Genomic DNA, 24,520 nt, shown 5'->3' with positions numbered 1-24,520 from the left:
GCTCAGCCCGCGCGACCGGACGCCAGGGAGGCGAAGATGGCCGAGGACGATCTGCTGTCCCAGATGCTGCACGCCTGGCGTGAAGACATCGAGAGCGTGCCGTTTCCGCAGTTCAACGAGCTGCTGATCCCCCGCCAGCAGGTCCGCCCGCGGTGCACGCCGTCCGCGTCTGCTGTCCGCGTGACGAACGCCACGCGGAGGACAGACGCCTGACTGTGGTTTCCTGCGGGGGCCGCATCGACGCGTCCCCCGGGAGCCCTCATGAGCAGCCGCACCCCTGACCCGCACGACTTCCTCGACCTCGACGCCGGGCTCGCCGAGGAGGAGCGCGCGATCCGTGACGCCGTCCGGGCGTACGCGAAGGACCACCTGCTCGACCGGATCGCGGACTGGTACGAAACGGGCGCGCTGCCCGCCGCCGAGCTCGCCAAGGGCTTCGGTTCGCTGGGCCTGCTGGGCATGCACCTGGAGGGCTACGGCTGCGCCGGCACGAGCGCGGTCGCGTACGGCATCGCGTGCCGCGAGCTCGAAGCCGTCGACTCGGGGTTGCGCAGCTTCGTGTCGGTGCAGGGGTCGCTGGCGATGTACGCGATCCACAAGTGGGGCAGCGAGGAGCAGCGGCAGGAGTGGCTGCCGCGGATGGCCACGGGCGACGCGCTGGGCTGCTTCGGCCTGACCGAGCCGGACGCGGGCAGCGACCCGGGTTCGATGCGGACGCGGGCGGTGCGCGACGGGTCGGACTGGGTGCTGTCGGGCACGAAGATGTGGATCACCAACGGAACGGTCGCGGACGTGGCGGTGGTCTGGGCCCAGACCGACGACGGGATCCGCGGCTTCGTCGTCCCGACGTCGGCACCGGGGTTCACGGCCAACGAGGTCAAGCACAAGCTGTCGCTGCGGGCATCACTGACGGCAGAACTGGTCCTGGACGGCGTCCGGCTGCCCGACTCGGCGGCGTTCCCCGAGGTCAGGGGCTTGCGCGGACCGCTGTCGTGCTTGAACGAAGCCCGCTACGGAATCTTGTTCGGCGTGGTCGGCGCGGCTCGGGCGTGTTACGAAGCGGCGTTGGAGTACACGCTGTCGCGGTCGCAGTTCGGCAAGCCGCTGGCGGGGTTCCAGCTGACCCAGCGCAAGCTGGCGGACCTGCTGGTGGAGGTCAACCGGGCCGGCCTGGTGGCCCTGCAGATCGGGCGGCTCAAGGACGCGGGGACGTTGCACCACAACCACGTGAGCTTCGGCAAGATGGCGAACGTGCGATCGGCTCTTTCCGCGGCGCGCGAGGCCCGCTCGATGCTGGGCGCGAACGGGATTTCGCTGGAGTACCCGGTGATGCGCCACATGGCGAACCTGGAGACGGTCCTGACGTATGAAGGCACGGAGGAGATGCACGCGCTGTCGCTCGGCCAGGCGGTGACGGGGCTGGCGGCGTTCCGCTGAGCGGTTTTGTCGGTGGTGGGCGCTAGCTTTTCGCCGTGGACTTTTCTTCGTACGAGACGGTGCTGGAGCTGCGCCGCTACACGCTGCACCCGGGGCGTCGTGACGAGCTGATTTCGTTGTTCGAGCGCGAGTTCGTCGCACCGCAGGAGGCGCTGGGGCGCACTTGTTCGGGCTGTTCCGGACTCCGTCGTCCCCGGACGAGTTCGTGTGGCTGCGGGGGTTTTCTTCCCTCGAGGCTCGCTTCGAGGCGCTTTCGGCGTTCTACACCGGGCCGGTCTGGCGGCGTTTCCGAGACGAGGCCAACGCGACGATGGTGGACTCGGACAACGTGCTGCTGCTGCGCCCGGTCGTGCGGGGGTTGGCTTCTCCGCCACCGGGGTCGGGGGTGCACTTGTCGTTCGGGGTGGCGCCATCGGCGTTCGCGGTGTTCGAGACCGAGCCCGGGCCGAACAACTTCCCGCAGCTGCCGGTGCGGACGGACGGGCCGTTCACGGTGTCCTTCAGCCGGTCGGCTTCTCCCGGTTCCGAGTCCCTGGAGGCGACTTCGCGATCGTTACTCCGATGAGAGCAGTTCGGTGAGCCCGTTGGGGTAGAGGATCTTGTCGCCGCTCTTGAAGTCGTCCAGGTCGACCCAGCGGGCGGTGGCGGGATCGTCGAGGATCTTCATTTCGTCTTTGGCGTACAGCTCGGGGTCGACGAACTCGGCGGCGTAGACGAAGGCGATCTCGTGCCCGGGGTTGCCCCGCCAGGCGAAGACGTTCTCGAGGACGCCGAGGAGTTCGCCGACCTTGACGTCGGCGTCGAGTTCCTCGCGGAACTCCCGCTTGAGGGCTTCATCGCTGCGTTCGCCGAACTCGACACCGCCGCCGAGGGGCCGGTAGTAGGTCTCGCCTTTGACGTCATCGCGCCCTTCGAAGACGAGGATTTGAGCACGCCGCCGAATCAGGCCGAGCGCGATCGGCCGAATGCTGGACCCCATGGACGTCACGCTATAGGGGCGCGCCTCCCGAAGCACGACCCAACCGAGCCAGCCAACCCCGGCGGCGACCAGAGCCCCGACGGCAACCCAGGCCCAGGAGGCACCGAACGCCCCGGCCGCGGCGACGACCAGGATCCCGGCAACGGGCACCGCCCAGGGCGAGAAGCCCATCACCACCTCGTCTCACGTTGTCGACTAGGCCTGAATGCTGACCTAACATGGTCGAATCCTGGAGGGGCGGGGTGAGGCGGATGCGCAGACTTCGGCTCATCCTCGGGCTCGCGGTTCTCGGTGGCGACAAGAGCCCCATCGGGTTGCCCGGGCACGGCGAAGACGATGGCCCAGGCCGCTGCCCACGGCACCCGAACACGTACCTGCTCGAAGAGCACAATGATCGGTTCTGGTGCCAGAAGGGCAGGCACTACGTCGACAAGAAGGACCGTCTTCTGCCATGACGGCGCCCTCTCTCACCGATGCGGCCTTGGGTACCGGTTCACGTATCGGTCGCTACTTCAGCCTGGTCAGCGTTCTCCCGGCCCTGTTCCTCTCGGCGTGGTCCGTGCTCCTCGTCGCCGCCAGAGCGTGGGCAGGAACTCCGGACCTGACGAAGGTGGGCGAGAACCTGAGCGCTCTCAAGCTGAGCGGCTACGCGTGGATCCTGCTCGCGACGGTACTCATCGCGCTCTTCCTCCATCCCCTGCAACTCGGCATGACCCGGCTGCTCGAGGGTTACTGGGGCAGCTCCAGAACGGCGACAGTGTTCCTCAGACTGCGCATCACCCGCTACCGCAAGAAGAGGCTCCGTCTCAACCGCCGGCGAAGCCGGCTTCGCCTGAAGCGCGAACGAGTGCTCCGAAAAGTGCTGATCCGCCAGTACCTCGACGACCTCGCGGATGACCCGAGCAGCGCCCAAGATCCGCTTGCCTTGGAATCCCACGAATTGCAGGCACGTCTCGAAGAACTCATGCCGCACGACAAGGCTCACGCCGCGAGCGGTACCCATGCCGCATTGGCAGCGATTCCGTACCAACTCGCGCGTTATCCGTCCGCGCACCGCATGATGCCGACCCGGCTGGGCAACGCTCTCCGGGTCGCGGAAGATCGGATCGGACGTCAGTACGGCCTCGACGCCATCCTCACCGCGCCCCACATCGCGCTCATCGCACCCGAGTCGCACACCGGACAACTGCAGGACACGCGACAGCAGATGGACACGTCCATCCGGCTCTGCGTGGTCGCACTGCTCGCCGCCGTGGAGTCGGCCGCGGCCCTGATGACCGACCGGTGGTGGCTGCTGGCGGCACTCCTGCCGTACTCGCTGGCCTGGATCGCGTACCGAGCGGCCGTGGCAGCCGCAGATGAGTACATGACAGTGGTCGCAACGGTACTCGACCTGAACCGGTTCCGGCTCTACGAAGAGCTCAAAGTCAAACACCCGGGCGACACCGATGAGGAACGGCAGAACAACAGGAAGTTGATGGACCTGCTCCGCGGCAGGGCAGCAACTCTGGAGTACCGGGATTCCAGTGCGGGCACGAACGAACCTACTCCCCCAGGAAATCCCTGATCGACAACCTCAACGACCCGGCGTCCAGCCCATGAGCCAAATCATGATCAGCGATCCCACCATAAGTCCGCACCTCCACATCCCGCCGCACCCCCAAAGACTTCACCCGATGCGGCACATCCGACAACGCCTCGGCCACCCAATGGGCCGAAGTCCCCGCCAAGTAAGGCTCGACCATAACCACCGAAGGCGCAGCCGAAAGCACCGCCGACCGAAGACCCGCCGAATCGAAAGGACGAATGGTCGACGCATAAAGCACAGTCACGTCCAGACCGGCGCAAGCCCGCAACACCCGGTCCAACACCGGCCCCACCGCCACCACCACCCCCGAAGACCCGAACCGCAGCCGGGTGAAACCCACCCCCAGGTGCGGTGCCGCGTTCGTCTGCGCCGAAAGCCGCAAATACACCCGGCCGTCTCCCGGGATCGACTCCAACAGCAACCGGCGGGCCTCGTCGGCGTGGCCCGGCACGTGAATCGTCCATCCCGGCAGCGAATCCATCAGCAAAACGTCGCCCGGAGCCTGATGCGTCCGCCCCTCCGTCGACATGTCGTACGACGCCCCGTACGACACCAAAACCCCACCCACGTCCTGGTGGGAGAAGTCCAGCTTGATCTGCTCGAACGCCCGCTCCACCAGGAACGACGGGAACGTGTGCACGATCGGCCGCAGCCCCGCCAGCGCCAGCCCCGCTCCCGCGCTCACCAGCAGCTGCTCGCGGATCCCCACGTTGATCACCCGGTCCGGGTGGCGCTGGGCGGCGCTGGCCAGCTGGGCCGCCGAAATGTCCGCCAAAACCACCGCCACGTCCGGGTCCGCGTCCAGGATCTCCTCCGTGACGCGCAGAAACGTCTCCCTCATGATCAACCCCTCGGCTCGACGACGGCGACCACAGCCAGCGGCCGGCCCGGATGCGGCGCGGTGAACGCCGTGTACAGCTCCGCGTGGTCGCGGCCGGACACCGTGCGCGTCTCCCAGCCCTCCACCTCGAAGCGGCGGCCTATCCCGCCCGGCCAGCCCCGCGTCGACGACCGGTTGTCGATCACCACCGTCGTCAGGTTCTCCAAGCCCGACCGCGCCGCGACGACGATCGCCTCGTGGTTCGAACCCTCGTCCAGCTCCGCGTCGCCCACCAGCGTCACCACCTTCGACTTCCGGCCGCGGGCGCGCAGGCCCAGCGCCGTCCCCAGGGCGATCGGCAGGCCGTGGCCCAGGGAACCGCTCGAGATCTCGACGCCCGGTACACGCCGGCGGTCGGGGTGGTGGCCCAGGCGGGACAGCGCGTTCGACCACGTCGGCAGCTCGGCCTCCCGCAGAAAGCCCTTCACCGTCAGCACCGCGTAGTACGCCATCGGACCGTGTCCTTTGGACAGCAGGAAACGATCGCGGTCCGGTGAGCGGAAGTTGGACGGCGTGATGTCGAGCACGCGGTCGTAGAGCACCCAGAGGACGTCCACAGTGGACTCCGCGGCGGCGTGGTGCTTGTCGTCGCCGGTCATCAGCGAAATCAGGCGCGGCAGCTCGGCGTATCCCGGTTCGGTCGCAGTGGTCATGTCTCCGACGATGCAACCTCGACTAAACTCGAAGTCAAGGATAGCCTGAGCAGGTGACGAGGCTCGCTGAACATCTCAGCATCGGACAGGTGGCGGACCGCAGCGGGGTGCCGCACACGGCACTGCGGTTCTACGAGGAAAAAGGGCTGATCAGCTCGGAGCGCTCGGCGGGCAACCAGCGCCGCTACCCGCGCTCGGTGCTGCGCCGGATCGCGTTCATCCGCGCCGCGCAACGGGTCGGGCTCTCCCTGGAGGACATCAGTTCCGCGCTGAAGACGCTGCCCGCCGACCACGCCCCGACGAAAGCCGACTGGGCGCGCCTGTCCCGCGACTGGCAGCACGAGCTCGACGCCCGGATCGACGCCCTGCAACGCCTTCGCGACCGGCTCACCGGCTGCGTCGGCTGCGGGTGCCTGTCGCTGCGCAGCTGCGCCCTCTACAACAACGACGACGAGCTGGCCCGCTTCGGTCCGGGGGCGAGCAAACTGCGTCCGGCGGTCGAGGGCGGCATCTAAATCGCTTGCCCGCCGCGGGATCCTGAGCGGGAAATGAACGAGAAAGAAACGATCCGCCTCTCCAAGCGGCTGGCGCGGCACCTGCGCCACGATCCCGCCGCCATCGGCCTCACGCTCAGCCCGGACGGCTGGGCGCCGGTCGAGCAGCTCGTGCGCGCGCTGAAGATCACCCGCGAGCAGCTCGACGAAGTCGTCGAGACGAACAACAAGCGCCGCTTCGCTTTCGACGAGACCGGCACGCGCATCCGCGCGAGCCAGGGGCACAGCGTCGCCGTCGACCTCGGGCTGGCGGACGCCGTCCCGCCCGACGTGCTTTACCACGGGACGGTCACGAAGTTCCTCGACGCGATCCTGCGCGAGGGACTGCGCCCGATGAACCGCCACGCCGTCCACCTCTCGGCGACGATCGACACCGCACGCACCGTCGGCGCCCGGCGGGGGAAGCCGGTGATCCTGCGCGTCGACGCCGCGGGGATGGCCGCCGCGGGCCACGCGTTCCAGGTCAGCGCGAACGGCGTGTGGCTGACGGCCGCGGTACCGCCGGTGTACTTGTACCGCGTCGGCTGACCCCTAAGTCACCGACGCGAGCCCGCGACGACGGGGACGGCCCAGCAGGCGCCTGCCCACGTCCAGCAGCTCCGCGCGCAGTTCTTCGTCGCTCAGCCGAGCCAGGTCCGGGGATCCGCCGGCCATCGCGATGCCCGTCAGCGTCACCATCGCGTTGACCCGGGCCGCCGGTGTCGGGTCCGGACCCGACAGGATGCCCAGCAGCGCCTGCCCGAAGCCCTCCATGCCGCCGTGCGCCGACTTCTCGATCGCGCGGGCGATCCCCGGGTCGCTCGAAAACAACGCCACCAGCGCGCGGTGCCGGATCACCAGGTCGACGAACCCCTCCAGCAGCAGGTCCACCTGCGCGCCGCGGCGCTTCTGCGCGGCCGCGCGAAGCACCAGCTCGTCCAGGTCGCGGACGCCGGGCTCGGCCACCGCTTCGGTGATCTCCGCCTTCGTCTTGAAGTGGTAGTAGACCGCGGCCTTGGTGACGCCCAGCGCGTCGGCGATCATCTGCAGCGACGTGCCCTCGACACCGTGTTCGGTGAACAGCCGCAGCGCGGTCTGCAGCAGTCGGGTCCGGGTGTCCCCGTCCGGGCCGGCGGTCATTCTTCCTCCTCAGCGAGCCGTCGGAGCGTACGTCACGCCCTGTCGATCGGCAAACCGGTTACTAGCCGATCGGCTGGGATAAACCTTGCTGTTCGGCAAGTCACATACTTGCCGATCGGCTTGGAGCTCTCCTTGCCGATCGGCTAGCTTGGTCGGTAATCAGATGGAGTGAACCGACCCCGTTCGGGCGAAACGGAGCTGACTCGTGGCGACCTTCCTGTACCGGCTCAGCCGGTTGTCCTTCCGACGGCGGGCGCTGGTCGCCGCCGTCTGGGCGGCCGTCCTCGTGGCGCTCGGGCTGGGCGCCCTCACGCTGTCCGGCCAGCTGTCGAACTCGGTGACGATCCCGGGCACCGAGTCGCAGCGGGCCGTCGACCAGCTGACCGCGAAGTTCCCGCAGGCCAACGCCGGGGGCGCCACCGCGCGCGTCGTCATCGAGGCCCCCGCGGGCACCACGGTGACCGACGCCAAGGGCAAGGCCGCCGTCGAGGCGCTGGTGGGGCAGCTGAAGACGGCGCCGAAGGTCGCCGCCGCCGTCGACCCGTTCCAGGCGCAGGCGATCTCGCCGGACCAGCGCGTCGCGCTCGCCCAGGTCAGCTACGGCGCGAAGGCGTACGAGCTCACCGACGGTGACCGCCAGGCCCTGCTCGACACGGCGAACGCGGCGCGCGACGCCGGGTTCACCGTCGAGTTCGGCGGCGACGCCGTGCAGGGCATCCCCGAGACCGGCGCGACCGAGGGCCTGGGCGTCGCGGTCGCCGCCGTCGTGCTGATCATCACCTTCGGCTCGCTCGTCGCCGCCGGGATCCCGCTGCTCACCGCGCTGATCGGCGTCGGCACCGGGATGGCGGGCATCTTCCTCGCGTCCGGGTTCCTGGAGCTGAACTCGAACACGCCGATTCTCGCGCTGATGATCGGGCTGGCCGTCGGCATCGACTACGCGCTGTTCATCGTCTCGCGCTACCGGCACGAGCTGAGCCTCGGCCGCGAACCCGAGGAAGCCGCCGGCCGCGCGGTCGGCACCGCGGGCTCGGCCGTCGTGTTCGCCGGGCTGACGGTCATCATCGCGCTGGCCGGCCTGACCGTCGTCGGCATCCCGTTCCTCGGCCAGATGGGCGTCGCCGCGGCCGTGACCGTCGCGGTCGCCGTGGTCATCGCGCTGACACTGCTGCCCGCCGTCCTCGGCTTCGCCGGGTCGCGGGTCGCCGGCGGCCGCGTCCGGCTGCGCCGCAAGCCGGTCGAAACGACGCACGGCGAGCGTTGGGCGCGGTTCGTGGCCCGCCACCGGATCCCGGTGCTGCTCGTCGCGCTGGCCGGGATGGCCGTCGTCGCGCTGCCCGCGCTCGGCATGCAGCTCGGCCTGCCCAACGACAGCACCGCCGCGCCCGAGTCGACGCAGAAGAAGGCGTACGACATCGCCAGCCGCAGCTTCGGCGAGGGGTCGAACGGGCCGCTGCTGGTCGTCGTCGACACCGGGGCCAGCACCAACCGCCAGGCCGCGCTCGGCCAGGCCGCCGCGGACATCCAGAAGCTGCCGGACGTCGCCGCCGTCACCCCACCGCGCGTCAACCAGAGCGGTGACACGGCGTTGCTCACGGTGATCCCGAAGAGCGGGCCGAGCAGTACCCAGACCGAGGACCTGGTCGCCGCGATCCGCAGCGAATCCGGCGTCCTCGAGAACGCGACGGGCGCGAAGCTGGCCGTCACCGGGCAGACCGCGGCGAACATCGACGTCTCGGAGAAGCTGTCCGACGCGATGCTGCCGTACCTCGCGCTGATCGTCGGACTGGCGTTCGTGCTGCTGATGCTGGTGTTCCGCTCGGTGGTGGTGCCGCTGAAGGCGACGATCGGCTTCCTCGGCTCGGTGGCGGCGACGTTCGGCGCGGTGGTAGCGGTGTTCCAGTGGGGCTGGCTGACGGACCTGCTCGGCGTCGAGTCGACCGGGCCGATCATGAGCATGCTGCCGATCCTGCTGATCGGCGTGCTGTTCGGGCTCGCGATGGACTACCAGGTGTTCCTGGTGACGCGGATGCGCGAAGAGCACGTGCACGGCGCGGAGCCGCAAGAGGCGATGGTGACGGGCTTCCGCCACGGCGCACGGGTGGTCGTCGCGGCGGCGCTGATCATGATCAGCGTGTTCGCCGGGTTCGTGCTGGCCGAGTCGACGCTGATCCAGTCGATCGGGTTCGCGCTGGCGTTCGGCGTGCTGGTGGACGCGTTCGTGGTCCGGATGACGCTGGTGCCGGCGGTGATGTCGCTGCTCGGCCGCGGCGCGTGGTGGCTGCCGAAGTGGCTGGACCGGATCCTGCCGGACGTCGACGTGGAGGGCGAGAAGCTGACCAAGCAGCTCGACGCTCCGGGCGACGAGCCCCGGGAACTGGTGGGTGCGAGCCACTGAGTCCTGGTTGTCCACAACCCTGCGGGGTTGTGGACAACCAGGCTTCGGCCGCGGATTTTGTCGGCGGCCGCCGATAGACTGGACAAGGGCACGCCCCCCAGGGAGGGCGGGGGTCCGTTCTGGGGCCCTAGCTGGCGAGCCAGAAGATGGCGCCGCCGATTGCCAGCAGGGCCGCGACTCCCAGTACCACCGCCATGAACTTGGCCGTCTTCCACGTCGAATAGACGCCGCCCACCAGGAAGCCGCCGAGTGCCAGCAGGAGGACGCCGATCACGCTGTTGCTCACAGCACGCCCTTCGTCGACGGGATGCCGCCCGCCCTCGGGTCCGGCTCCGTCGCCGCTCGCAGTGCCCTTGCCACCGCCTTGTACTCCGCCTCCGCTATGTGGTGCGGGTCGCGGCCGTGGATCACCCTCACGTGCAACGCGATCTGCGCGTGGAACGACAGCGAGTCGAACACGTGGCGCGTCAACACGAACGGGTAGTTGCCGCCGATCGTGAACGTGTTGAACTGCTCCGGCTCCCCCACGTGGACGCAGTACGGCCGGCCCGATACGTCGATTGCCGCGTGCGCCAGGGTTTCGTCCATCGGGATCCACGCGTCGCCGAAGCGGCGGATTCCGCTCTTGTCGCCCAGGGCCTGGCGGATCGCCTGGCCCAGCACGATCGCCGTGTCCTCGACCGTGTGGTGCGCGTCGATGTGGATGTCGCCCGTTGCCTCCACCTTCAGGTCCAGGGACCCGTGGACGCCGAACGCCGTCAGCATGTGGTCGTAGAACGGCACGCCCGTGGAGATCTCCACCTCGCCCGTTCCGTCGAGGTCCAGCTGCACGAAGATCGAGGACTCCTTGGTGGTCCGTTCGACCTTGCCGATGCGGGTCATCGCGAGACTTCCTTACTCGCCTCGAGGAAGGCGTCGTTCTCTTCCGGGGTGCCGATGCTCACGCGCAGGTGGCCCGGGATCCCCGGGTCGCGGATCAGCACGCCGCGATCCAAATAGGACTGCCAAGCCGCCGACGGGGACGCGAACCGTCCGAAGAGGACGAAGTTCGAGTCGCTCGGCACCGGGTCGTAACCCAGCCCCGCCAACGCCTCCACGACGCGGTCGCGTTCCGCGGCCAGCTTGTGCACACTGTCCAAAGTGGCGTCCGCATGCCGCAGCGCCGCCCGCGCCGCCGCCTGGGTCAGGCGTGACAGGTGGTACGGCAGCCGGACCAGCTGCAGTGCGTCCACCACCGCCGGGGCCGCCGCCAGGTAGCCGAGCCTGCCGCCCGCGAACGCGAACGCCTTGCTCATCGTGCGCGAGACGATCAGCCGCGAAGGGTAGTCGGCCAGCAGGTGCACCGCGCTGTCCTGCGACGAAAACTCCGCGTACGCCTCGTCGACCACGACGATCCCGGTGGCCGCGTCGAGCACGGAACGCAGCTCGTCGAGCGGGATCGAGCCGCCGGTCGGGTTGTTCGGGCTGGTCACGAACACGATGTCGGGCCGACGGGAAGCGATGACCGCGGCGGCCGCGGCCGTGTCCAGCGTGAAGTCCTCGCGCCGCGGCGCCGGGACCCACTCGGTGCGCGTGCCGGACGCGATGATCGGGTGCATCGAGTACGACGGCTCGAACCCCAGCGCGCTGCGCCCCGGCCCGCCGAACGCCTGCAGGATCTGCTGCAGCACCTCGTTGGACCCGTTGGCGGCCCACACGTTCGCCTCCGACAGCACGACCCGCGTCGACACGCTCAGATAGTCGGCCAGGTCCTGCCGCAGCGCCACCGCGTCGCGGTCCGGGTAGCGGTGCAGCTTGGCCGCCTCGAGACGGACCGCCTCCGCGACGTCCGCGACCAGTGCCGGCGGCGGCGGGTACGGGTTCTCGTTGGTGTTGAGCCGGATCGGGACGTCCAGCTGCGGCGCGCCGTACGGCGTTTTGCCGCGCAGGTCTTCGCGCAGCGGCAGCTGGTCCAGCGTGACCTCTTCGCCGATCGTCATCGGACCGAACCCCCGAACCGCGCCGTGACGGCCTCGCCGTGCGCGGGCAGGTCCTCGGCGTCGGCCAGCGCGACGACCCGGCCGGCGACCTCGCGCAGCGCATTCTCGGTGTAGTCCACGACGTGGATGCCCTTGAGGAAGCTCTGCACGGACAGGCCCGAGGAGTGGCGGGCGAACCCGCCGGTGGGCAGGACGTGGTTGGACCCGGCGCAGTAGTCGCCGAGCGACACCGGGGCGTACGCGCCGACGAAGATCGCGCCCGCGTTGCGGACCCGGGCGGCGACCGCGCGCGCGTCCGCCGTCTGGATCTCCAGGTGCTCGGCGGCGTAGGCGTCGACGACGCGCAGACCGTCGTCCACTGTGGACACCAGGATGACGCCGGACTGCTTGCCGGACAGGGCTTCGGCGACCCGCGAACTGTGCTTGGTCGCGGCGACGCGGTTGATCAGCTCCTTGTCGACGGCGTCGGCCAGCTCGATCGACGTCGTCACCAGCACGCTCGCGGCGAGGGGGTCGTGCTCGGCCTGGCTGATCAGGTCGGCGGCGACGTGCACCGGGTCGGCGGTCTCGTCGGCGAGGATCGCGATCTCGGTGGGGCCGGCCTCGGCGTCGATGCCGATCAGGCCGCGCAGCAGCCGCTTGGCCGCGGTGAGGTAGATGTTGCCCGGCCCGGTGACGATGTCGACGGGCGCCAGTTCGGCGCCGTCGGTGTCCGTGCCGCCGTACGCGAGCAGCGCCACGGCCTGCGCGCCGCCGACCGCCCACACCTCGTCGACGCCGAGCAGCTCGGCCGCGGCGAGGATGGTGGGGTGCGGCAGGCCGCCGAACGCGGCCTGCGGCGGCGAGCAGACGACCAGGGAGGCGACGCCGGCGATCTGCGCCGGGACGACGTTCATCACGACGGTCGACGGGTAGACAGCCAGGCCGCCCGGGGCGTACAGCCCGACGCGCTCGACCGGCACCCACTTCTCGGTGACCGTGCCGCCCTCGACGACGGTCGTCGTGACGTCGGTGCGGCGCTGCTCGGCGTGCACCTTCCGGGCGCGGCTGATCGATTCCTCGAGCGCGGCGCGCACGGCCGGGTCCAGCTCCGCCAGTGCCTGCGTCAAGGAAGCCCGCGGCACCCGCACGGACGCGGGGCGCACCTTGTCGAACTTTTCGGTGTACTCGAGGACGGCTTCGACACCGCGGTCACGGACCGCCTCGACCACCGGGCGCACGTGATGCAGCGCCGCGTCCACGTCGTATTCGGCGCGAGGGAGCGTGGCGCGCAGTTCGGCGGCGGTCGGGACCTGCCCGCGCAGGTCGGTGCGGTTCAACATGCCCTCCAGGGTACGAGGTCACGCCCAGCCGGTTTTCAGCGATACTCCCCGGTGACGGCCGATCCCAGCATGCAGGAGGCAACGGTGGCGCGAATCGCGTTGTGCCAGGTCAACTCGGGTGACGATCCGGAGGCGAACCTGAAGCTGATTCGCACCGGCGTCGAGGCCGCGGCGGCCGACGGCGCGCGGATCGTCGTGTTCCCCGAAGCGGCGATGGCGCGGTTCGGGCGTCCCCTCGCCCCGGTCGCGGAGGAGCTCGACGGGCCGTGGGCGACGGCGGTGGCCGCGGTGGCGGCGGAGCACGACGTCGTGGTCGTCGCCGGGATGTTCACCCCCGCGGACGGCGGCCGGGTGCACAACACGCTCCTGGTCACCGGCGGCGGGCACCACCGCGGCTACGACAAGATCCACCTCTACGACGCGTTCGGCTTCGCGGAGTCGGACACGGTCGCGCCCGGTGCCTCCCCGGCCACCTTCGAGCTGGACGGCGTCGTCTACGGCGTCGCGACCTGCTACGACGTGCGGTTCCCGGAGCTGTTCCGCGCGCTGGCCGACGACGGCGCCGACGTCGTGCTGCTGCCGGCGTCCTGGGGCGCCGGCGAGGGCAAGCGCGAGCAGTGGGAGGTGCTGGTGCGGGCGCGGGCCCTGGATTCGGGCTGCTGGGTGCTGGCGTGCGGCCAGGCCGACCCGGCGGCGACGGGCATCACGGTGAACCCGAAGGCGCCGACCGGGATCGGGTACTCGCTGGTCGCGGACGGTTTCGGCCGGGTGCACGCCGCCGCCGGCGCGGGCCCGGAGACGCTGCTGGTGGACGTCGACCCGGCGGTGTCGGCCAAGGCCCGCACGGCGACGGGGGCCCTGGCCAACCGACGGCTCTAGCGGAGCAGGCCTTCGCGGATCGCGACCCGGACGAACCCCGCGCGCCGGCGTTCACCCGTCTTGTCGCGGATGCGGTCCAGGTAGGACCGGACCGTCCGGACGCTGATGTTCAGGATCTCCGCCACGTCGACGTCGCGTTCCCCGGCCGCCACCAGCCGGAGGACCTGCTTCTCCCGCTCGGACAGCACGATCTTGGGCCCCGCGTGCCGTTCTTCGCTGTCCTGGATGATCATCCCCGCGAGCGTCGGCGACACGTACGCGTTGTCGTCGGCGATCGTGCGGATCGCGCGCAGGAGCTCGTCGCCGTCGACGTCCTTCGACAGGAACCCCTTCGCGCCCGCCTGCATCGCCCCGAGGACCTCCGGCTGTTCCGCGTGCGCGGACACCACCAGCACCTTGTGCCCCATCTGCCCCACTTCCAGGACCGCGGCCGCGTCCTGGACGCCCCGGAGCTTGAGGTCGAGGACCACGACGCTGCCCGCCGGCTGGTCCTGCACCGCGAACCGGGCCACCGAATCCGCCACCGCGCCGAGCTCGATGTCGGGCGCTTCGGTGAGCACGCGCGTCAGCGCGTACCGGTAGAGCGGGTGGTCCTCGATGACCCCGACGGCGATGCGGCGCGGCGCCGGAGCCGGGGCGTCGTCGGCCGGTTCGCTCATTTGCGGCCGCCGCGCCGGGGCCCGGAGCCGCCGATGAGGCCGCGCCGGATGGCCTCCTTGACCAGCCCCGGCCGCCGCCGTTCGCCGGTCTTGTCGCGGATGCGGTCGAGGTAGCCCCGCACGGTCCGGACGCCGATGCCGAGGATCAGCGCGATGTCGACGTCGCGCTCCCCCGCCGCCACCAGCCGCAGCACCTGTTCCTCGCGCGGCGACAGCTCGACGTCCGCGGAGACGGCGGGCCGGTCCGCGTTGTCCTTCATGATCATCCCGGCGACCACCGCGGAGACGTACGCGCCGCCGTCGGCCACCGTCTTGATCGCGATCAGCAGCTCGTCCGCGTCGACGTCCTTCGAGAGGAACCCCCGCGCCCCCGCGGCGATCGCCCCCAGCACGACCTCGGGCTCGGCCTGCGCGGAAACCACGAGCACGTGGTGCCCGAGCTCGCAGACCTCCAGCACGGCCGCCGCCCCCGCGACGCCGGGCAGGCCCAGGTCCAGCAGCACCACGCTGCCCGGCGGCTGCCGGTGGACGTGGAACCGCGCCACCGAGTCCACCACCGCGCCGAGTTCGATGAACTCGGCTTCGGCCAGCACGCGTTCCACCGAGACGCGGTACAACGGGTGGTCCTCGATGACCGCGACCCGGACCCGCCCCAGGTCCGCTTCGCCGGTCGAACGCTCTTCTGTCATTTGCACGACTTTCACCCCGTTCCACCCGACGGAGCCGGCCGCCCGGCCGTGGCCGGGTCCAGCGCGGGGCCCGTCGGCACCAATGCCAGCAAACTACCTGCGACCGGTGACTTCGCCACGCTTCCGTAGCCGAGCGAGGCCAAAGCCTGCGCGTTCACCACCGGGTACTTCCGGCCCGTATCGGTCACCAGGTACGTGGTGGCCGAGCCGGCTTCGACGACGACGGCTCCCCCCGACGGAGGGACGAACACCTCGTCCGCCACCCGTGCTTCGGTCCTCGTGGCGACCTGGATTGCCTTGGCGCCAGGGGAAAGCGGGAATTCGGCCGAAACGAGCAACCGGCTGCCCTGAACGCACAACGCGACCGAGCCGCCGGTGATCGGCGCCTTGCCGGGGATGCGGTCCGGGAAGGCCGCGGGGTCGGCGCCGCCCGCGCGGGGCGCGGCGACCTTCGGCACGGCGGCGACGTCGGCCGCGCGGACCTCGACCGGCTTCGGCCTCCCTTCGTAGGCGGCCGCGTTGGCCTCGGTGGTGACCAGCAGGCTCGCCTCGGTCTGCCCGACGGGTTCGAGCCCGTCCCGGCGCACCAGGTAGTACGACGTCGCGGACCCGGGCGCGGCCATCGCGTCCACGACGGCGAGCACCTCTCCGACGCGGGAGCCGCGGCCGCCCACCGCGGGGCCGCGGTCACCGGCGCCGTCGACGGGCAGCGCGGTCAGGTCCCGGCCGGCCGGGACGGTGTCGATCCAGCGCGCGGACACCGCGATCGTCGGGTAGCTGTCGAACTGCAGGGCGGTCGCGGCCTCGTCGGAGAGCTTGTAGCGGCGGCCGCCGGCGAGCAGGAACCGGTCACCCTGCGGCAGCCGGACGATCACGCCCTGGTCGCGCGGCAGCTCGACGCCGGAGGCGGGCGCGGCGAGCAGGACGGCGGTGCGCGGCTCGGCCGAGGCGGGCGCGTCCTGGGTGGTGCGGCTGCAGCTCGTCCACGGCGTCGTGACGAGCGCGCCGGCCGCGGGCAGCGAGTCGGGCGCGCCCGGGATGCCGATCTGGGTGCCGCGGCCGGCCTTGCCGAGGTTTTCCGAGGAGACGGACACGGTCGCGTCGCCGGCTCCCCCGGCCAGCAGCCGCGCGGAGGCGTAGTTGAGCACCGGGTGCAGCACGCCGTCGGCGCCGAGCACGAACCGGGCGCCGGTGCCCTCCTCGACGATCACCTTGCCGCCGGCCAGCCAGTCCTTGCCGCCGGAGGGGTTGAGCAGGCCGATGATGCCGAAGACGGCGGTGACGAGCAGGGCGGCCACGAGCCCCAGCACGGTGCCGAGGACGAGCCGGCGGCTGGGCGAGACGGGGTGGTTGGCGTCGGCGGCGACGAGTGCGGAGACGAGCCTGCGCCGGAGGAACTGGTAGGCCTGGATCTGGTCCCGCTGCGTCCACACGCTGACTGGCCCCCGGCTGTGCGTCGTCCTCCCGAGTGCCCGACGTTAGGTGCCCGGCGAAGGCAAGGGGAGGGTAATTTTTACGCCCACGCGGCATCTGGGGAGGCAGTAGCGTCGGGACCCCGGGGAAAGGGGAGCCCGTGTCCGTCGAAACCGCCGGCGCCGTGCGCCCGGCACCGCCGCGGCCCGCGTCCACGCCGCTGCCCTGGCTGCTGCCGATCCGGCCGCTGCAGGCCGCGCTGTGGGAGATCGCCGGGATCGCCGTGCTGCTCGCGTGGCTGGTCGACGGCGTCACGCAGCCCGTCCGGATCGGCGTCAGCGTGGCCGCCGGCCTGCTGGTGCTGCTGACGTCGGTGCGGTTCGCCGGGCGGCACCTGGCCGGCTGGGCGCTGACCTGGACGGCGTTCCGGCTGCGGCGCCACGACACGCGCCGCGAGAGCCCCGACCCGCTGCTTTCGGTGGCCGGGCCGGTGAAGGTGCGCCAGCACGTCGACCGCGCGGGCAACCGCTTCGGCGTCGCCGAGGTCGACGGCGGCTGGAGCGCGCTGGTCCGGCTGACGCAGGGGCCGGGTGCGCCGGGACCGCTGGTGGAAGCGTTGCGCTCGGCCTACCGACGGACCGACGTCCCGCTGGCGTCGGCGCAGCTGCTGACGTGGGCCATCCCGCGCGGCGACCAGGTGCTGCGGGTCCGCTGGCTGGCCGTCCGCTACCGCCCGGACCTCGCGCCGATCGCGGCACTGGCCCGCGGCGGCGGCGACCTCGGCGCGTTGCGGAGCACGGCGTCGGCGGCGCTGAGCCTGATGGGCGCGCTGGCCGAGGCGGGGTACCAGAGCACCGTGCTGGAGGCCGGGGAGCTGGCGAAGGAGCTTCGCGTGGCACTGGGCGTCCAGGGCGCTCCCGGTGGCGAACCCGACCGGTGGCGGTCGTGGACGTGGGGTGGCGCGGCGCAGATGTGCTTCCGGCCGCGGTCGGCCCGGGTACTGGACTTTTCGGTGCCGGGAGCGGCTTTCACGGCGACGTCGTACACGCTCACCCGGACGCCGGGCGGGCGCGAGAAGGCCGAAGTGACGATCCGGGTGGGTGCCCGGCCGGGTGCGCCGGTGCCGGCGCCGGGGATCCCGGTGGTGCCGCTGCACGGGCGGCACGGTGCCGCGGTCCGCCAGACTCTGCCTCTTGCCTTGGACAGCTGAAAATCGTTGGTGCGGCGCGGCTGTCTGCCGTTATCTTGCGCCTGACCGAGTCGCCCAGCCCAGGACGTGCCGTTGTACATCGCGTGAGAACACCCGAGCGCTTGACCGTCGCGTGACGCACCTGTGCGTCACGCCGCCTTCTGCTGCGGAATTCTCACGGGAACCGGTGTACTTCTGTGCTCTCCCCTTGGTTCGTCCTGCCCACCCGCCTGCCGCTCGTCCGCCGCCGCTGCCACGCGTGCGCGTCGGAGACCTTCCGGACGACCGGCAAGTTCCGGGTCAACGCCCACCACAAGCTGATCGACGCGTGGCTCCTCGCGCTGTGCGTTTCGTGCGGGGACACCATCAAGCTCACGGTCTTCGAGCGGACGAACGTCCGCGCGGTGCGTCCCGAGCTGCTGGATCGCCTGCACCACAACGATCCCGGCCTGGCCGCGGAGCTCTTGCGGGACCCGGTGCTGCTGCGCCGCAACCGCGTTGCTCTCGACTGGGACGGCGCCTGGCGTCTCGACACCGGCGGCACCGATCACCTCGACCGGGAGGTGATCGACGTGTCGGTCCACTTCGCCGCGCCGATCCCGATCCGGCCGGTACGGCTGATCGCCGACGGCTGCGCGCTGTCGCGGGCCGAGGTCGAAAGGCTGCTCGGGGAAGGGAAACTCGTGTCGGCGGTCCGGCTGGACGGCCGGCTTTCGAGTGACTTCACCTTCACGCTGAAACGCTGACCGTCGCGCCCGCGCGGTCGGGGTCGGTCTCGCTACGACTGCGCCGACCCGGCCGCGCGGGCGACCCGCTCCAGCTTCTCGCGGTACTCCGCCCACGTGTCCGCGTCCTGATCGGGCAGGTTCGACGCGTCGGCCCGCAGGCCGGCGCCGCCGTCGACGAGTTCACGGACGATGTCGGCGTGGCCGGCGTGCCGGTTGATCTCGGCGATCACGTGCACCAGCACCCGGTGCAGCGTCGTCTCGCGGCGCTCCGGCGGCCACCACGGGACCTCGCCGACCGCGTCCAGCGGGGTCGACTCGACGGTCTCGTCCGCGAACGCCCAAACGCGCCGGTAGAGCCCGACGATGTCGTCGCGCGACTCGTCCTCGGCCGCCCAGAAGTCGACGTTGGGCTCGTCGTCCATGGCCTCGTACCACGGGGGCGGCTCCGGGAACTTCCGGCCGAAGGTGTCGCCGAAGTACCCGATCTCGACCCCCGCCATGTGCTTGACGAGGCCGAGCAGGTTAGTCCCGGTGGGCGTCATCGGCCGGCGCATGTCGTATTCGGAAAGGCCGTCCAGCTTCCACACCAGCGCTTCACGCGCCGTCTGCAGGTACCGCCGCAGATCGTCTTTGGGATCGGAGGTCATGCGACGAAGCTATCCTAGCCGCGGACGGCCTCGTAGACTCCCGCGATCATGCCCACGAACGGCACCAGCGACAGCAGCACCAGGAACTCGGACACGTCCAGAAGCCGTGACCAGTAAGGGGAACGCAGCCCGCGCGCCACCCGGGTCGCGTATACCAGGCACACCACCGCGGCCAGGATCACCGTGCCGCCCGCCGCGAACACCACCGTGCGGTCGCCCGACACCACCAGCCACACGCCCGCGCACACCAACGCGAGAATGCCGAAGCCGACCAGCACCAGCCGTTGCACCCGCCCCGCGTACGACCGGGACCGCAGGATCCACGCCACGCCCAGCACCCCGGCCAGCCCCGCTTCCCAAGGCCCACCCGTGGAAAGCACGACCGACGAAGCCAGCACCACCAGTCCGAGGCCCACCAGCAACCCCGTCAGCACGGCCTGCGCGCGGGACGTGCGGCCGATCATCTCCGTGCCCAGGGACGGCTGCTCGTCCGCGCGGAACGCCTCCATGTCGTCCGGGACGCGCGGAAGCGGCAGGCGGGCCAGGCGCAACGCCAGCATCGGGGCCACCGCCGCCAGCGCCGTGGCCAGCACCGCCACCACGGCCGCCGCCGACACCGGAGACACGCCGGCCAGCAGCACCACGCCCGTCGTCACCGCGCCGAAACCCGCCGACGAAGTGATCGCCACGAACCACGGCAACCGGTCGGCCACCGAGACCGCCGCCAGGACGCCGTACACCGTCACCGCCGCCAGCCCCGCGGCCAGCGGGCCCGCCGACAGCGAGAACAGCGGGTGCGGCGGCAGCACGGACATCCCGGCCAGCAGCGCGACACCGACCCCGGCGGCCGCGCCGGCCGCGCCCGCTTCGGCGTCGCCGTAGGCGCGGCTCAGCGCGCCGCCGCCGAGGAGCAGCACCAGGGCCAGCAGCCCGGTCCCGATCGGCGCCAGGACGCTGCCGGACGCCGCCGCCTGCACCAGGAGGCCGCCGGCCAGCAGCAGCACGACCGCCGCGACCAGCCCGGACCTCCGCGCGACCGCCGGGCTCCAGCCCCCGGAAGAGTCGGCGACGCTGGCGATCGAGTCGACGACGTCGTCGAACAGCAGCGGACCCCGCGGGCGCTCCCGCGGGGTCAGGTGCAGCACTTCGCCGTCCCGGATCTGGGCCGCGGCGACGCTCAGGCCGAGGGCCAGCGGCGCGCCGCCCAGCCGGGACAGCACCCAGCCGGGGTGCTCCGCCGAGGCCTGCCCGGCGGCGCCGGCCAGCCGGACCAGCTGCGGCACCAGCTCGGCGAACGTCGACTGCTGCGGCAGGGCGACGTCGACGCGGGCCCGCGGGGTCACCACCGTGACGCGCCGGGTCGTCCCCGTGAGAGCGGCCGTCATCAGACGTTCTTCGCGGCCGCGATGACCGGGGCGAACTTGGCGTTCGACGCCTCGGCGAGCTTCTGCAGCCCGGCGTTCACCGCTTCCAGGACGATCTCCGACAGGTTGCGGGCGTCGTACTCGCGGATCGCGCGGGGGTCGATGTCGATCGAGGTGAAGCGCCCGTCGCCGCGGAGGGTGACGGTGACCTCGTTCTGCCGCGAGTGCGCCTTGACCTCCATCGCCTCGACCGTGCGCTGGATCCGCTGGACCTCTTCGGTCTGCTTGCGCACCTGTGCGAGCAGCTCGTCCATGTCCGGCACCGCGTACGGATCGGTCACTGTGCTTTCCCTTCGTGCTGGCGGACGCGGACACTGCCCACGAACCGCTGGAAACCGGGTGAGAGCCGCCGCGCGGTCGCGGGCGCGGCCGTGCAGGCGAGCTCGAGCACCAGCCGGTCCGCCGGCACCGCGCCGGGAACCGTCAGGTGCACCTGGGTCTGGATCAGCTCGTCGCCTTCGCCGGTACGCAAGCGAAGCAGCTGCATGACCGCGGGCGCGGCCGGCTCGCCGACGTCGCGGCGGCTCAGCACTTCCAGGCCGGCCAGCGTCCGCGAAAGGCGTTCGACGGCTTCGTCGGCGATGGCGTCGATCGACGCGTCGTCGGGCCGCTGCTGCACGCTCACGGTGATGTTCGGGACGAACTCGCCCGGGGAAGCGTCGTGCACGGCGACGAACACCGCGCCGGAATCACCCGGGTCGACGGCGGTCCAGCCGTCCGGGATGACGAAGTCGAGGGGAAGCGTCATCACAGCCCCACGTACGAAACGGCGTCGTCCCAAGCGGATCCGACGGCGTCGGCCGCGTCGCTTGCCGCGTGGCCGACCGCGTCGACGGCAGCGCCGCCGTACTCGCCGATGGTGTGGCCGAGCTTCGGCAGGTCGATGTCGATCTTCGCGCCGACGCCGAGCCCGAGCCCCAACGCCGCGCCCGCCTTGAAGTTCACCTTGATGTGCCCGGCGTCGTAGACGGCCTGGGCGTCGAGCTGCGCGCCGAGGCCGTACTGCAGCGTGCCGTTCGCGCCGACGCCGATGCCGGCGACGTCCGCGGCGACCTCGCCTTCGACCTTCCCGCCGACGAACGCGTTCGCGTGCGCGCCGACACCGTGGGCGCCGATGGTGCCGGACGCGCTGACCTCGCCGCCCGCGAAGACCGTGCCTTTGGCGTGCGCTTCGGCGACGCCCCACTCCTTCTTGAGCTCGGCTTCGCCGTGCAGCGCCGCGAGTTCCGCGTGCCCGGACGCGCCGGCGTCCCAGCCCTTCGACGTGATCTTCCCGTCGTACTCCGGGGAAAACCCGTCCTGCTCGTGCTGGAACTTGTAGTACGTGATCTCGGTGTTGCGGCCGATCTTCTCCTTGAACCCTTCGGCTTCGGGCTGCCCGAACGGCGTGTCCGCCTTCTTCGGCGCGCGGGTGCCTTCGAGGCCGTCCCAGGTGAGCTTCTTCCAGCCGGAGTTGCCGAACCACGACGGCACGGTCCGCGGCCGCTTCCGGCCGTCGAGCGGCTCGCCGTTGAGCCAGTGCAGCGGCCCGCGCGCCCACTTGCCCAGCTCGTGCTCCAGCCGGCCGACGCCCTCGGGCGGGAACAGCTCGGCGAGCGCGTCGGAGAACTCGTCGACGACCTGGCGGGCGGCCTGCACGCTCTGTTCGCCGAGCTGCCGGGCGGCCTGGATGAACGCGCCGACCGAGCCGGAGTTCACCGCGCGGGCCTGCGCGGTGAGCTGCTGGGCGTACTGGTCGAACTGCGCGATGATCGAGTCGACGGCGGCCTTCGCGGACTGGACCAGCCGAGCCGCCGTCGCAAGCCGTTTCGCCTGGTCGTCGAGCTTCGTGGCCGCCTCGGTGAGGTCCTTGCCGAGTTCGCCGGCCGCGGTGGCGAACGCGGTGTAGGCGTCGCCGTCCCAGTCCGCGTGCAACGCCTTCGCGGACTCGTCGACTTCACGAGCCTTGCCCGAAACCGTCGTGGCCTGGGTGGCGACCCGCTGGGAGGCGGCACTCAGCGCACCGGGATCACCGGTGACGCGTCTCCGGCATTCGACCAGGACGCGCCGGTACCCGGACAGCACGGAGCTGACCACGCCCGACGCGTCGACGACCCCCGAGGACCACACGGCTAGTTCCCGGCGGCGTCGTAGCCGACGTGCTGGCTGAAGTGCTTGCCGTTGTAGTCCAGGTCGATGTCGAGGTCGAAGTCCTGGCCGCCGGGAGCCTCCACAGTGGACTCACCGGTGGTGAGGTTGGTGTGGATGACGACCTCGTCGGCGCTGTGCACCGGCTGAGTCGCCGGAGCCGGCTGGGCGACCGGCGCCGGCTGCGTCGGCACGGTGGCGCCGTGCTGCGCCGGGTCGACGGCGATCCAGCTGTTCGCCGGGTTCAGCGGGGTGCCGTTGCCGGAGACGGGCACGCCGGAAGAGCTGGAACCGCCGCCGGTGGCGAGCGCGGGCGGGGTGTAGTCGGTGAACGAAGGCTGCTGCGGGATCCCCCCGCCGCTCCCGCCCGCCACCGCCTGCTGCCCCGACGGGCTCGCCACCGGCGACGGGGCCTGGGGCGCCGTGACCGGGGTGTTCCCGATCGACGGCGTCGTCGCGCCCGAGCTACCGGAGTCGTGGTGGAAGAGCTTCTCGATCTGGCCGATGACCTGCGCGAGCTGGGTGATCTGCTGGGCGAGGTCGACCGCGCCCAGCGCCTTGAGCAGCGCGCCGATCGCCGTGATGAACGCCCGCAGCGACGCGCTCGTCGCGGTCGACAAAGCGACCGCCGCGCCGTAGGTCCACCAGTTCGACATCAGCGCGGCGACCGTCGGGTTCACCGCCGAGACCACCGCGCGGTAGGCCTCCTGCGCGGTCTTGATCAGCGTCCCCGAGACACCGAGCAGCTCGGCGCCCTTCTGGACGACGTTGATGATCTTCGTCAGCTGGTCGAGGGAGTCGGAGATCTTCTTCAGCGCCGACTCGCTCGCCGCGCCGGACCAGATCTTGCCGAGCTGGTCGGCGGCCTTCGTCAGCTCGTTGTACATGCTGAGGAACTGCTCGGCCTTGCGGACCAGGTCGGCCACGTGCTTCGCGATCTGCTCCGGCTGGCCGGTGACGATCTGCGGCAGGATGGTGATCGGCCCGCCCGAGGACGCGGTCGCGTCCATCGCGCTGGAGTTCGGGAAAGTCAGCATCGGACCTCACAGAGATTCAAGGAGCGGACGATCAGGCGACGACGGACGCGGGCCGGTACACGCTGACCTTCGCCAGCCCGCTGATGCGGGCGTCGAGGAGCCCGTGGTTGTAGAGGCGGCCGCCGTCGCCGGCGACGCCGATGACCGGCTGGCGGTCGGAGAACAGCAGCGGCTCCACGACCACGACGTCCCCGCTGTGCACCCCGCCGGGGACGTCGGAGAAGGTGCGCGCGGTGCCGGCGTAGACCTCGATCAGCCCGACGCGCGCCTGGTTGTCGGCGTCGCCGGCCAGCCAGTCGTTGAAGTCGGCGACCCCGTGGAAGCGGGTGTCGGTGATCGGGTGGTCGCCGAGCCGCCCGAGCCGCGCGTCCCCCAGGTAGCGCAGCACGTTCCCGACCGACGACGGCTCGCCGTGGGCGCCCGCGCTGTCGTTGATCGCCAGGGTGGCCAGCTCCGAGGCGTGCGGGCTCCCCCAAATCGACGACGTGGGCGCCGCGGAGCCGTCGTGGCCGCCGCCGTAGCCCGCCGCGGTGGCCTCGTCGGCCGCCTGGTAAGCGTCGGCGCTGGCCTTGACCAGGCCGTTGATCTGCTGCAGCAGCTGCAGCAGCGTGCGGACGGCGGTGACCTGGCTGGAGTGCAGGGCGGCGTTCGCGGCCGCGACGGCGCTGCCCAGGCCCGCGAACGACAGCGGCTGCACGACCAGGCGCTCGAGGTCGGACACCGCGTTGATGCCGTGGGCGATGATGCCTCCGACGTTGCCGACCGAAGAGCGCATCGCCTCGGGCTCAGCCCGGTACTCGCCGGCCATGGCTCTCCTTC

General features: G+C 71.2%; 29 protein-coding genes. 11 read left to right on the top strand and 18 right to left on the bottom strand.

The genetic code is table 11. The annotated features are described in order from the left end of the window. Positions 1-36: 36 nt before the first annotated feature. From AB0J40_RS00270 to AB0J40_RS00260, 3 genes are all read left to right on the top strand, one after another. On the top strand, positions 37-213 hold the full coding sequence (locus AB0J40_RS00270; protein WP_364445582.1) for a hypothetical protein: 177 nt from the start codon (positions 37-39) through the stop codon (positions 211-213). 48 nt (positions 214-261) lie between these two features. Further along, positions 262-1,437: an acyl-CoA dehydrogenase family protein gene (locus tag AB0J40_RS00265; RefSeq protein WP_364445580.1), complete on the top strand. Its 1,176-nt coding sequence runs from the start codon at positions 262-264 to the stop codon at positions 1,435-1,437. Positions 1,438-1,600: 163 nt separating this feature from the next. After that, a complete protein-coding gene (locus AB0J40_RS00260) occupies positions 1,601-2,002 on the top strand; it encodes an NIPSNAP family protein (protein ID WP_364445578.1) in 402 nt (133 codons plus the stop codon). On the opposite strand, the gene AB0J40_RS00255 is transcribed toward AB0J40_RS00260, so the two are convergent. Continuing rightward, positions 1,991-2,587, bottom strand: a complete 597-nt coding sequence (locus AB0J40_RS00255; RefSeq protein WP_364447207.1) for an NUDIX hydrolase — start codon at positions 2,585-2,587, stop codon at positions 1,991-1,993. The genes AB0J40_RS00260 and AB0J40_RS00255 overlap by 12 nt on opposite strands. A gap of 80 nt (positions 2,588-2,667) precedes the next feature. Here AB0J40_RS00255 and AB0J40_RS00250 point away from each other — a divergent pair, with 80 nt between their 5' ends. After that, positions 2,668-2,871 carry a hypothetical protein gene (locus AB0J40_RS00250; RefSeq protein ID WP_364445576.1) on the top strand — a complete coding sequence of 68 codons (204 nt, stop codon included), beginning with the start codon at positions 2,668-2,670 and terminating at the stop codon, positions 2,869-2,871. After that, a complete protein-coding gene (locus AB0J40_RS00245; RefSeq protein ID WP_364445574.1) occupies positions 2,868-3,983 on the top strand; it encodes a hypothetical protein in 1,116 nt (371 codons plus the stop codon). The genes AB0J40_RS00250 and AB0J40_RS00245 overlap by 4 nt, the downstream gene beginning before the upstream one ends. Here AB0J40_RS00245 and AB0J40_RS00240 read toward each other — a convergent pair. Both AB0J40_RS00240 and AB0J40_RS00235 read right to left on the bottom strand, forming a co-directional pair. Next, the gene (locus tag AB0J40_RS00240; RefSeq protein WP_364445572.1) at positions 3,961-4,851 is read right to left on the bottom strand and encodes a transketolase; all 891 of its coding nucleotides are present in this window, start codon (positions 4,849-4,851) and stop codon (positions 3,961-3,963) included. The genes AB0J40_RS00245 and AB0J40_RS00240 overlap by 23 nt on opposite strands. Then, the gene (locus AB0J40_RS00235; RefSeq protein ID WP_364445571.1) at positions 4,848-5,537 is read right to left on the bottom strand and encodes a thiamine pyrophosphate-dependent enzyme; all 690 of its coding nucleotides are present in this window, start codon (positions 5,535-5,537) and stop codon (positions 4,848-4,850) included. Before AB0J40_RS00235 ends, AB0J40_RS00240 begins: the two co-directional genes overlap by 4 nt. Before the next feature lie 53 nt (positions 5,538-5,590). On the opposite strand from AB0J40_RS00235, the gene soxR reads away from it, so the two are divergent. After that, positions 5,591-6,052: a redox-sensitive transcriptional activator SoxR gene (soxR, locus tag AB0J40_RS00230; protein WP_364445569.1), complete on the top strand. Its 462-nt coding sequence runs from the start codon at positions 5,591-5,593 to the stop codon at positions 6,050-6,052. A 33-nt stretch (positions 6,053-6,085) separates the two neighbouring features. Beyond that, entirely contained in the window at positions 6,086-6,619 is a 534-nt protein-coding gene (locus AB0J40_RS00225) for an RNA 2'-phosphotransferase (protein ID WP_364445567.1), read from the top strand. 3 nt (positions 6,620-6,622) lie between these two features. Here the strand turns inward: AB0J40_RS00225 and AB0J40_RS00220 are convergent, their stop codons facing one another. Next, positions 6,623-7,210, bottom strand: coding sequence for a TetR family transcriptional regulator (locus AB0J40_RS00220; protein ID WP_364445566.1), 588 nt, complete (start codon positions 7,208-7,210; stop codon positions 6,623-6,625). 205 nt (positions 7,211-7,415) lie between these two features. On the opposite strand from AB0J40_RS00220, the gene AB0J40_RS00215 reads away from it, so the two are divergent. Continuing rightward, positions 7,416-9,608, top strand: coding sequence for an MMPL family transporter (locus AB0J40_RS00215; protein WP_364445565.1), 2,193 nt, complete (start codon positions 7,416-7,418; stop codon positions 9,606-9,608). Positions 9,609-9,735: 127 nt separating this feature from the next. Here the strand turns inward: AB0J40_RS00215 and AB0J40_RS00210 are convergent, their stop codons facing one another. From AB0J40_RS00210 to hisD, 4 genes are read right to left on the bottom strand one after another with little or no spacing between them, the layout of a single operon-like run. After that, positions 9,736-9,894, bottom strand: a complete 159-nt coding sequence (locus AB0J40_RS00210) for a hypothetical protein (protein ID WP_364445563.1) — start codon at positions 9,892-9,894, stop codon at positions 9,736-9,738. Next, positions 9,891-10,490 (bottom strand): imidazoleglycerol-phosphate dehydratase HisB, encoded by a 600-nt coding sequence (hisB, locus tag AB0J40_RS00205; protein WP_364445561.1) that lies wholly within the window; start codon positions 10,488-10,490, stop codon positions 9,891-9,893. Before hisB ends, AB0J40_RS00210 begins: the two co-directional genes overlap by 4 nt. Beyond that, complete coding sequence (locus AB0J40_RS00200; protein WP_364445560.1) at positions 10,487-11,587, bottom strand: histidinol-phosphate transaminase; 1,101 nt, start codon at positions 11,585-11,587, stop codon at positions 10,487-10,489. Before AB0J40_RS00200 ends, hisB begins: the two co-directional genes overlap by 4 nt. Continuing rightward, positions 11,584-12,909 carry a histidinol dehydrogenase gene (gene hisD / locus AB0J40_RS00195; RefSeq protein ID WP_364445558.1) on the bottom strand — a complete coding sequence of 442 codons (1,326 nt, stop codon included), beginning with the start codon at positions 12,907-12,909 and terminating at the stop codon, positions 11,584-11,586. The genes AB0J40_RS00200 and hisD overlap by 4 nt, the downstream gene beginning before the upstream one ends. A gap of 84 nt (positions 12,910-12,993) precedes the next feature. Here hisD and AB0J40_RS00190 point away from each other — a divergent pair, with 84 nt between their 5' ends. Further along, the gene (locus AB0J40_RS00190) at positions 12,994-13,788 is read left to right on the top strand and encodes a carbon-nitrogen hydrolase family protein (protein WP_364445557.1); all 795 of its coding nucleotides are present in this window, start codon (positions 12,994-12,996) and stop codon (positions 13,786-13,788) included. Here the strand turns inward: AB0J40_RS00190 and AB0J40_RS00185 are convergent. The 3 genes from AB0J40_RS00185 to eccB are packed head-to-tail and all read right to left on the bottom strand — an operon-like array spanning position 13,785 to position 16,569. Next, the gene (locus tag AB0J40_RS00185; protein ID WP_364445556.1) at positions 13,785-14,447 is read right to left on the bottom strand and encodes a response regulator transcription factor; all 663 of its coding nucleotides are present in this window, start codon (positions 14,445-14,447) and stop codon (positions 13,785-13,787) included. The genes AB0J40_RS00190 and AB0J40_RS00185 overlap by 4 nt on opposite strands. Next, positions 14,444-15,136 (bottom strand): response regulator transcription factor, encoded by a 693-nt coding sequence (locus AB0J40_RS00180; protein ID WP_364445554.1) that lies wholly within the window; start codon positions 15,134-15,136, stop codon positions 14,444-14,446. Before AB0J40_RS00180 ends, AB0J40_RS00185 begins: the two co-directional genes overlap by 4 nt. 11 nt (positions 15,137-15,147) lie before the next feature. Then, the gene (gene eccB, locus AB0J40_RS00175; protein ID WP_364445552.1) at positions 15,148-16,569 is read right to left on the bottom strand and encodes a type VII secretion protein EccB; all 1,422 of its coding nucleotides are present in this window, start codon (positions 16,567-16,569) and stop codon (positions 15,148-15,150) included. 140 nt (positions 16,570-16,709) lie between these two features. Here eccB and AB0J40_RS00170 point away from each other — a divergent pair, with 140 nt between their 5' ends. Both AB0J40_RS00170 and AB0J40_RS00165 read left to right on the top strand, forming a co-directional pair. Next, entirely contained in the window at positions 16,710-17,759 is a 1,050-nt protein-coding gene (locus AB0J40_RS00170) for a type VII secretion protein EccE (protein ID WP_364445550.1), read from the top strand. 176 nt (positions 17,760-17,935) lie between these two features. Next, positions 17,936-18,484: a DUF1062 domain-containing protein gene (locus AB0J40_RS00165; RefSeq protein WP_364445549.1), complete on the top strand. Its 549-nt coding sequence runs from the start codon at positions 17,936-17,938 to the stop codon at positions 18,482-18,484. A 32-nt stretch (positions 18,485-18,516) separates the two neighbouring features. Here AB0J40_RS00165 and AB0J40_RS00160 read toward each other — a convergent pair whose 3' ends face one another. Genes AB0J40_RS00160 through AB0J40_RS00130 form a run of 7 tightly spaced genes read right to left on the bottom strand, consistent with a single transcriptional unit; the run spans position 18,517 to position 24,509 of the window. Then, positions 18,517-19,113, bottom strand: coding sequence for a DinB family protein (locus AB0J40_RS00160; RefSeq protein ID WP_364445547.1), 597 nt, complete (start codon positions 19,111-19,113; stop codon positions 18,517-18,519). 14 nt (positions 19,114-19,127) lie between these two features. Beyond that, positions 19,128-20,498, bottom strand: coding sequence for a type VII secretion integral membrane protein EccD (gene eccD, locus AB0J40_RS00155; RefSeq protein ID WP_364445545.1), 1,371 nt, complete (start codon positions 20,496-20,498; stop codon positions 19,128-19,130). After that, a complete protein-coding gene (locus AB0J40_RS00150; RefSeq protein WP_364445543.1) occupies positions 20,498-20,818 on the bottom strand; it encodes a YbaB/EbfC family nucleoid-associated protein in 321 nt (106 codons plus the stop codon). Before AB0J40_RS00150 ends, eccD begins: the two co-directional genes overlap by 1 nt. Continuing rightward, positions 20,815-21,285, bottom strand: coding sequence for a hypothetical protein (locus AB0J40_RS00145; RefSeq protein WP_364445542.1), 471 nt, complete (start codon positions 21,283-21,285; stop codon positions 20,815-20,817). Before AB0J40_RS00145 ends, AB0J40_RS00150 begins: the two co-directional genes overlap by 4 nt. Further along, the gene (locus AB0J40_RS00140; RefSeq protein ID WP_364445540.1) at positions 21,285-22,646 is read right to left on the bottom strand and encodes a WXG100 family type VII secretion target; all 1,362 of its coding nucleotides are present in this window, start codon (positions 22,644-22,646) and stop codon (positions 21,285-21,287) included. Before AB0J40_RS00140 ends, AB0J40_RS00145 begins: the two co-directional genes overlap by 1 nt. 2 nt (positions 22,647-22,648) lie before the next feature. Beyond that, a complete protein-coding gene (locus tag AB0J40_RS00135) occupies positions 22,649-23,701 on the bottom strand; it encodes a hypothetical protein (protein WP_364445539.1) in 1,053 nt (350 codons plus the stop codon). Positions 23,702-23,732: 31 nt separating this feature from the next. Beyond that, positions 23,733-24,509: a WXG100 family type VII secretion target gene (locus AB0J40_RS00130; protein ID WP_364445538.1), complete on the bottom strand. Its 777-nt coding sequence runs from the start codon at positions 24,507-24,509 to the stop codon at positions 23,733-23,735. Between the last annotated feature and the right edge of the window lie 11 nt (positions 24,510-24,520).

Source organism: Amycolatopsis sp. NPDC049691 (genome assembly GCF_040675005.1).
Lineage (GTDB): Bacteria > Actinomycetota > Actinomycetes > Mycobacteriales > Pseudonocardiaceae > Amycolatopsis.
The sequence above is the reverse complement of the archived record's forward strand: the minus strand, read 5'-3'. Positions and strand labels throughout refer to the sequence as shown.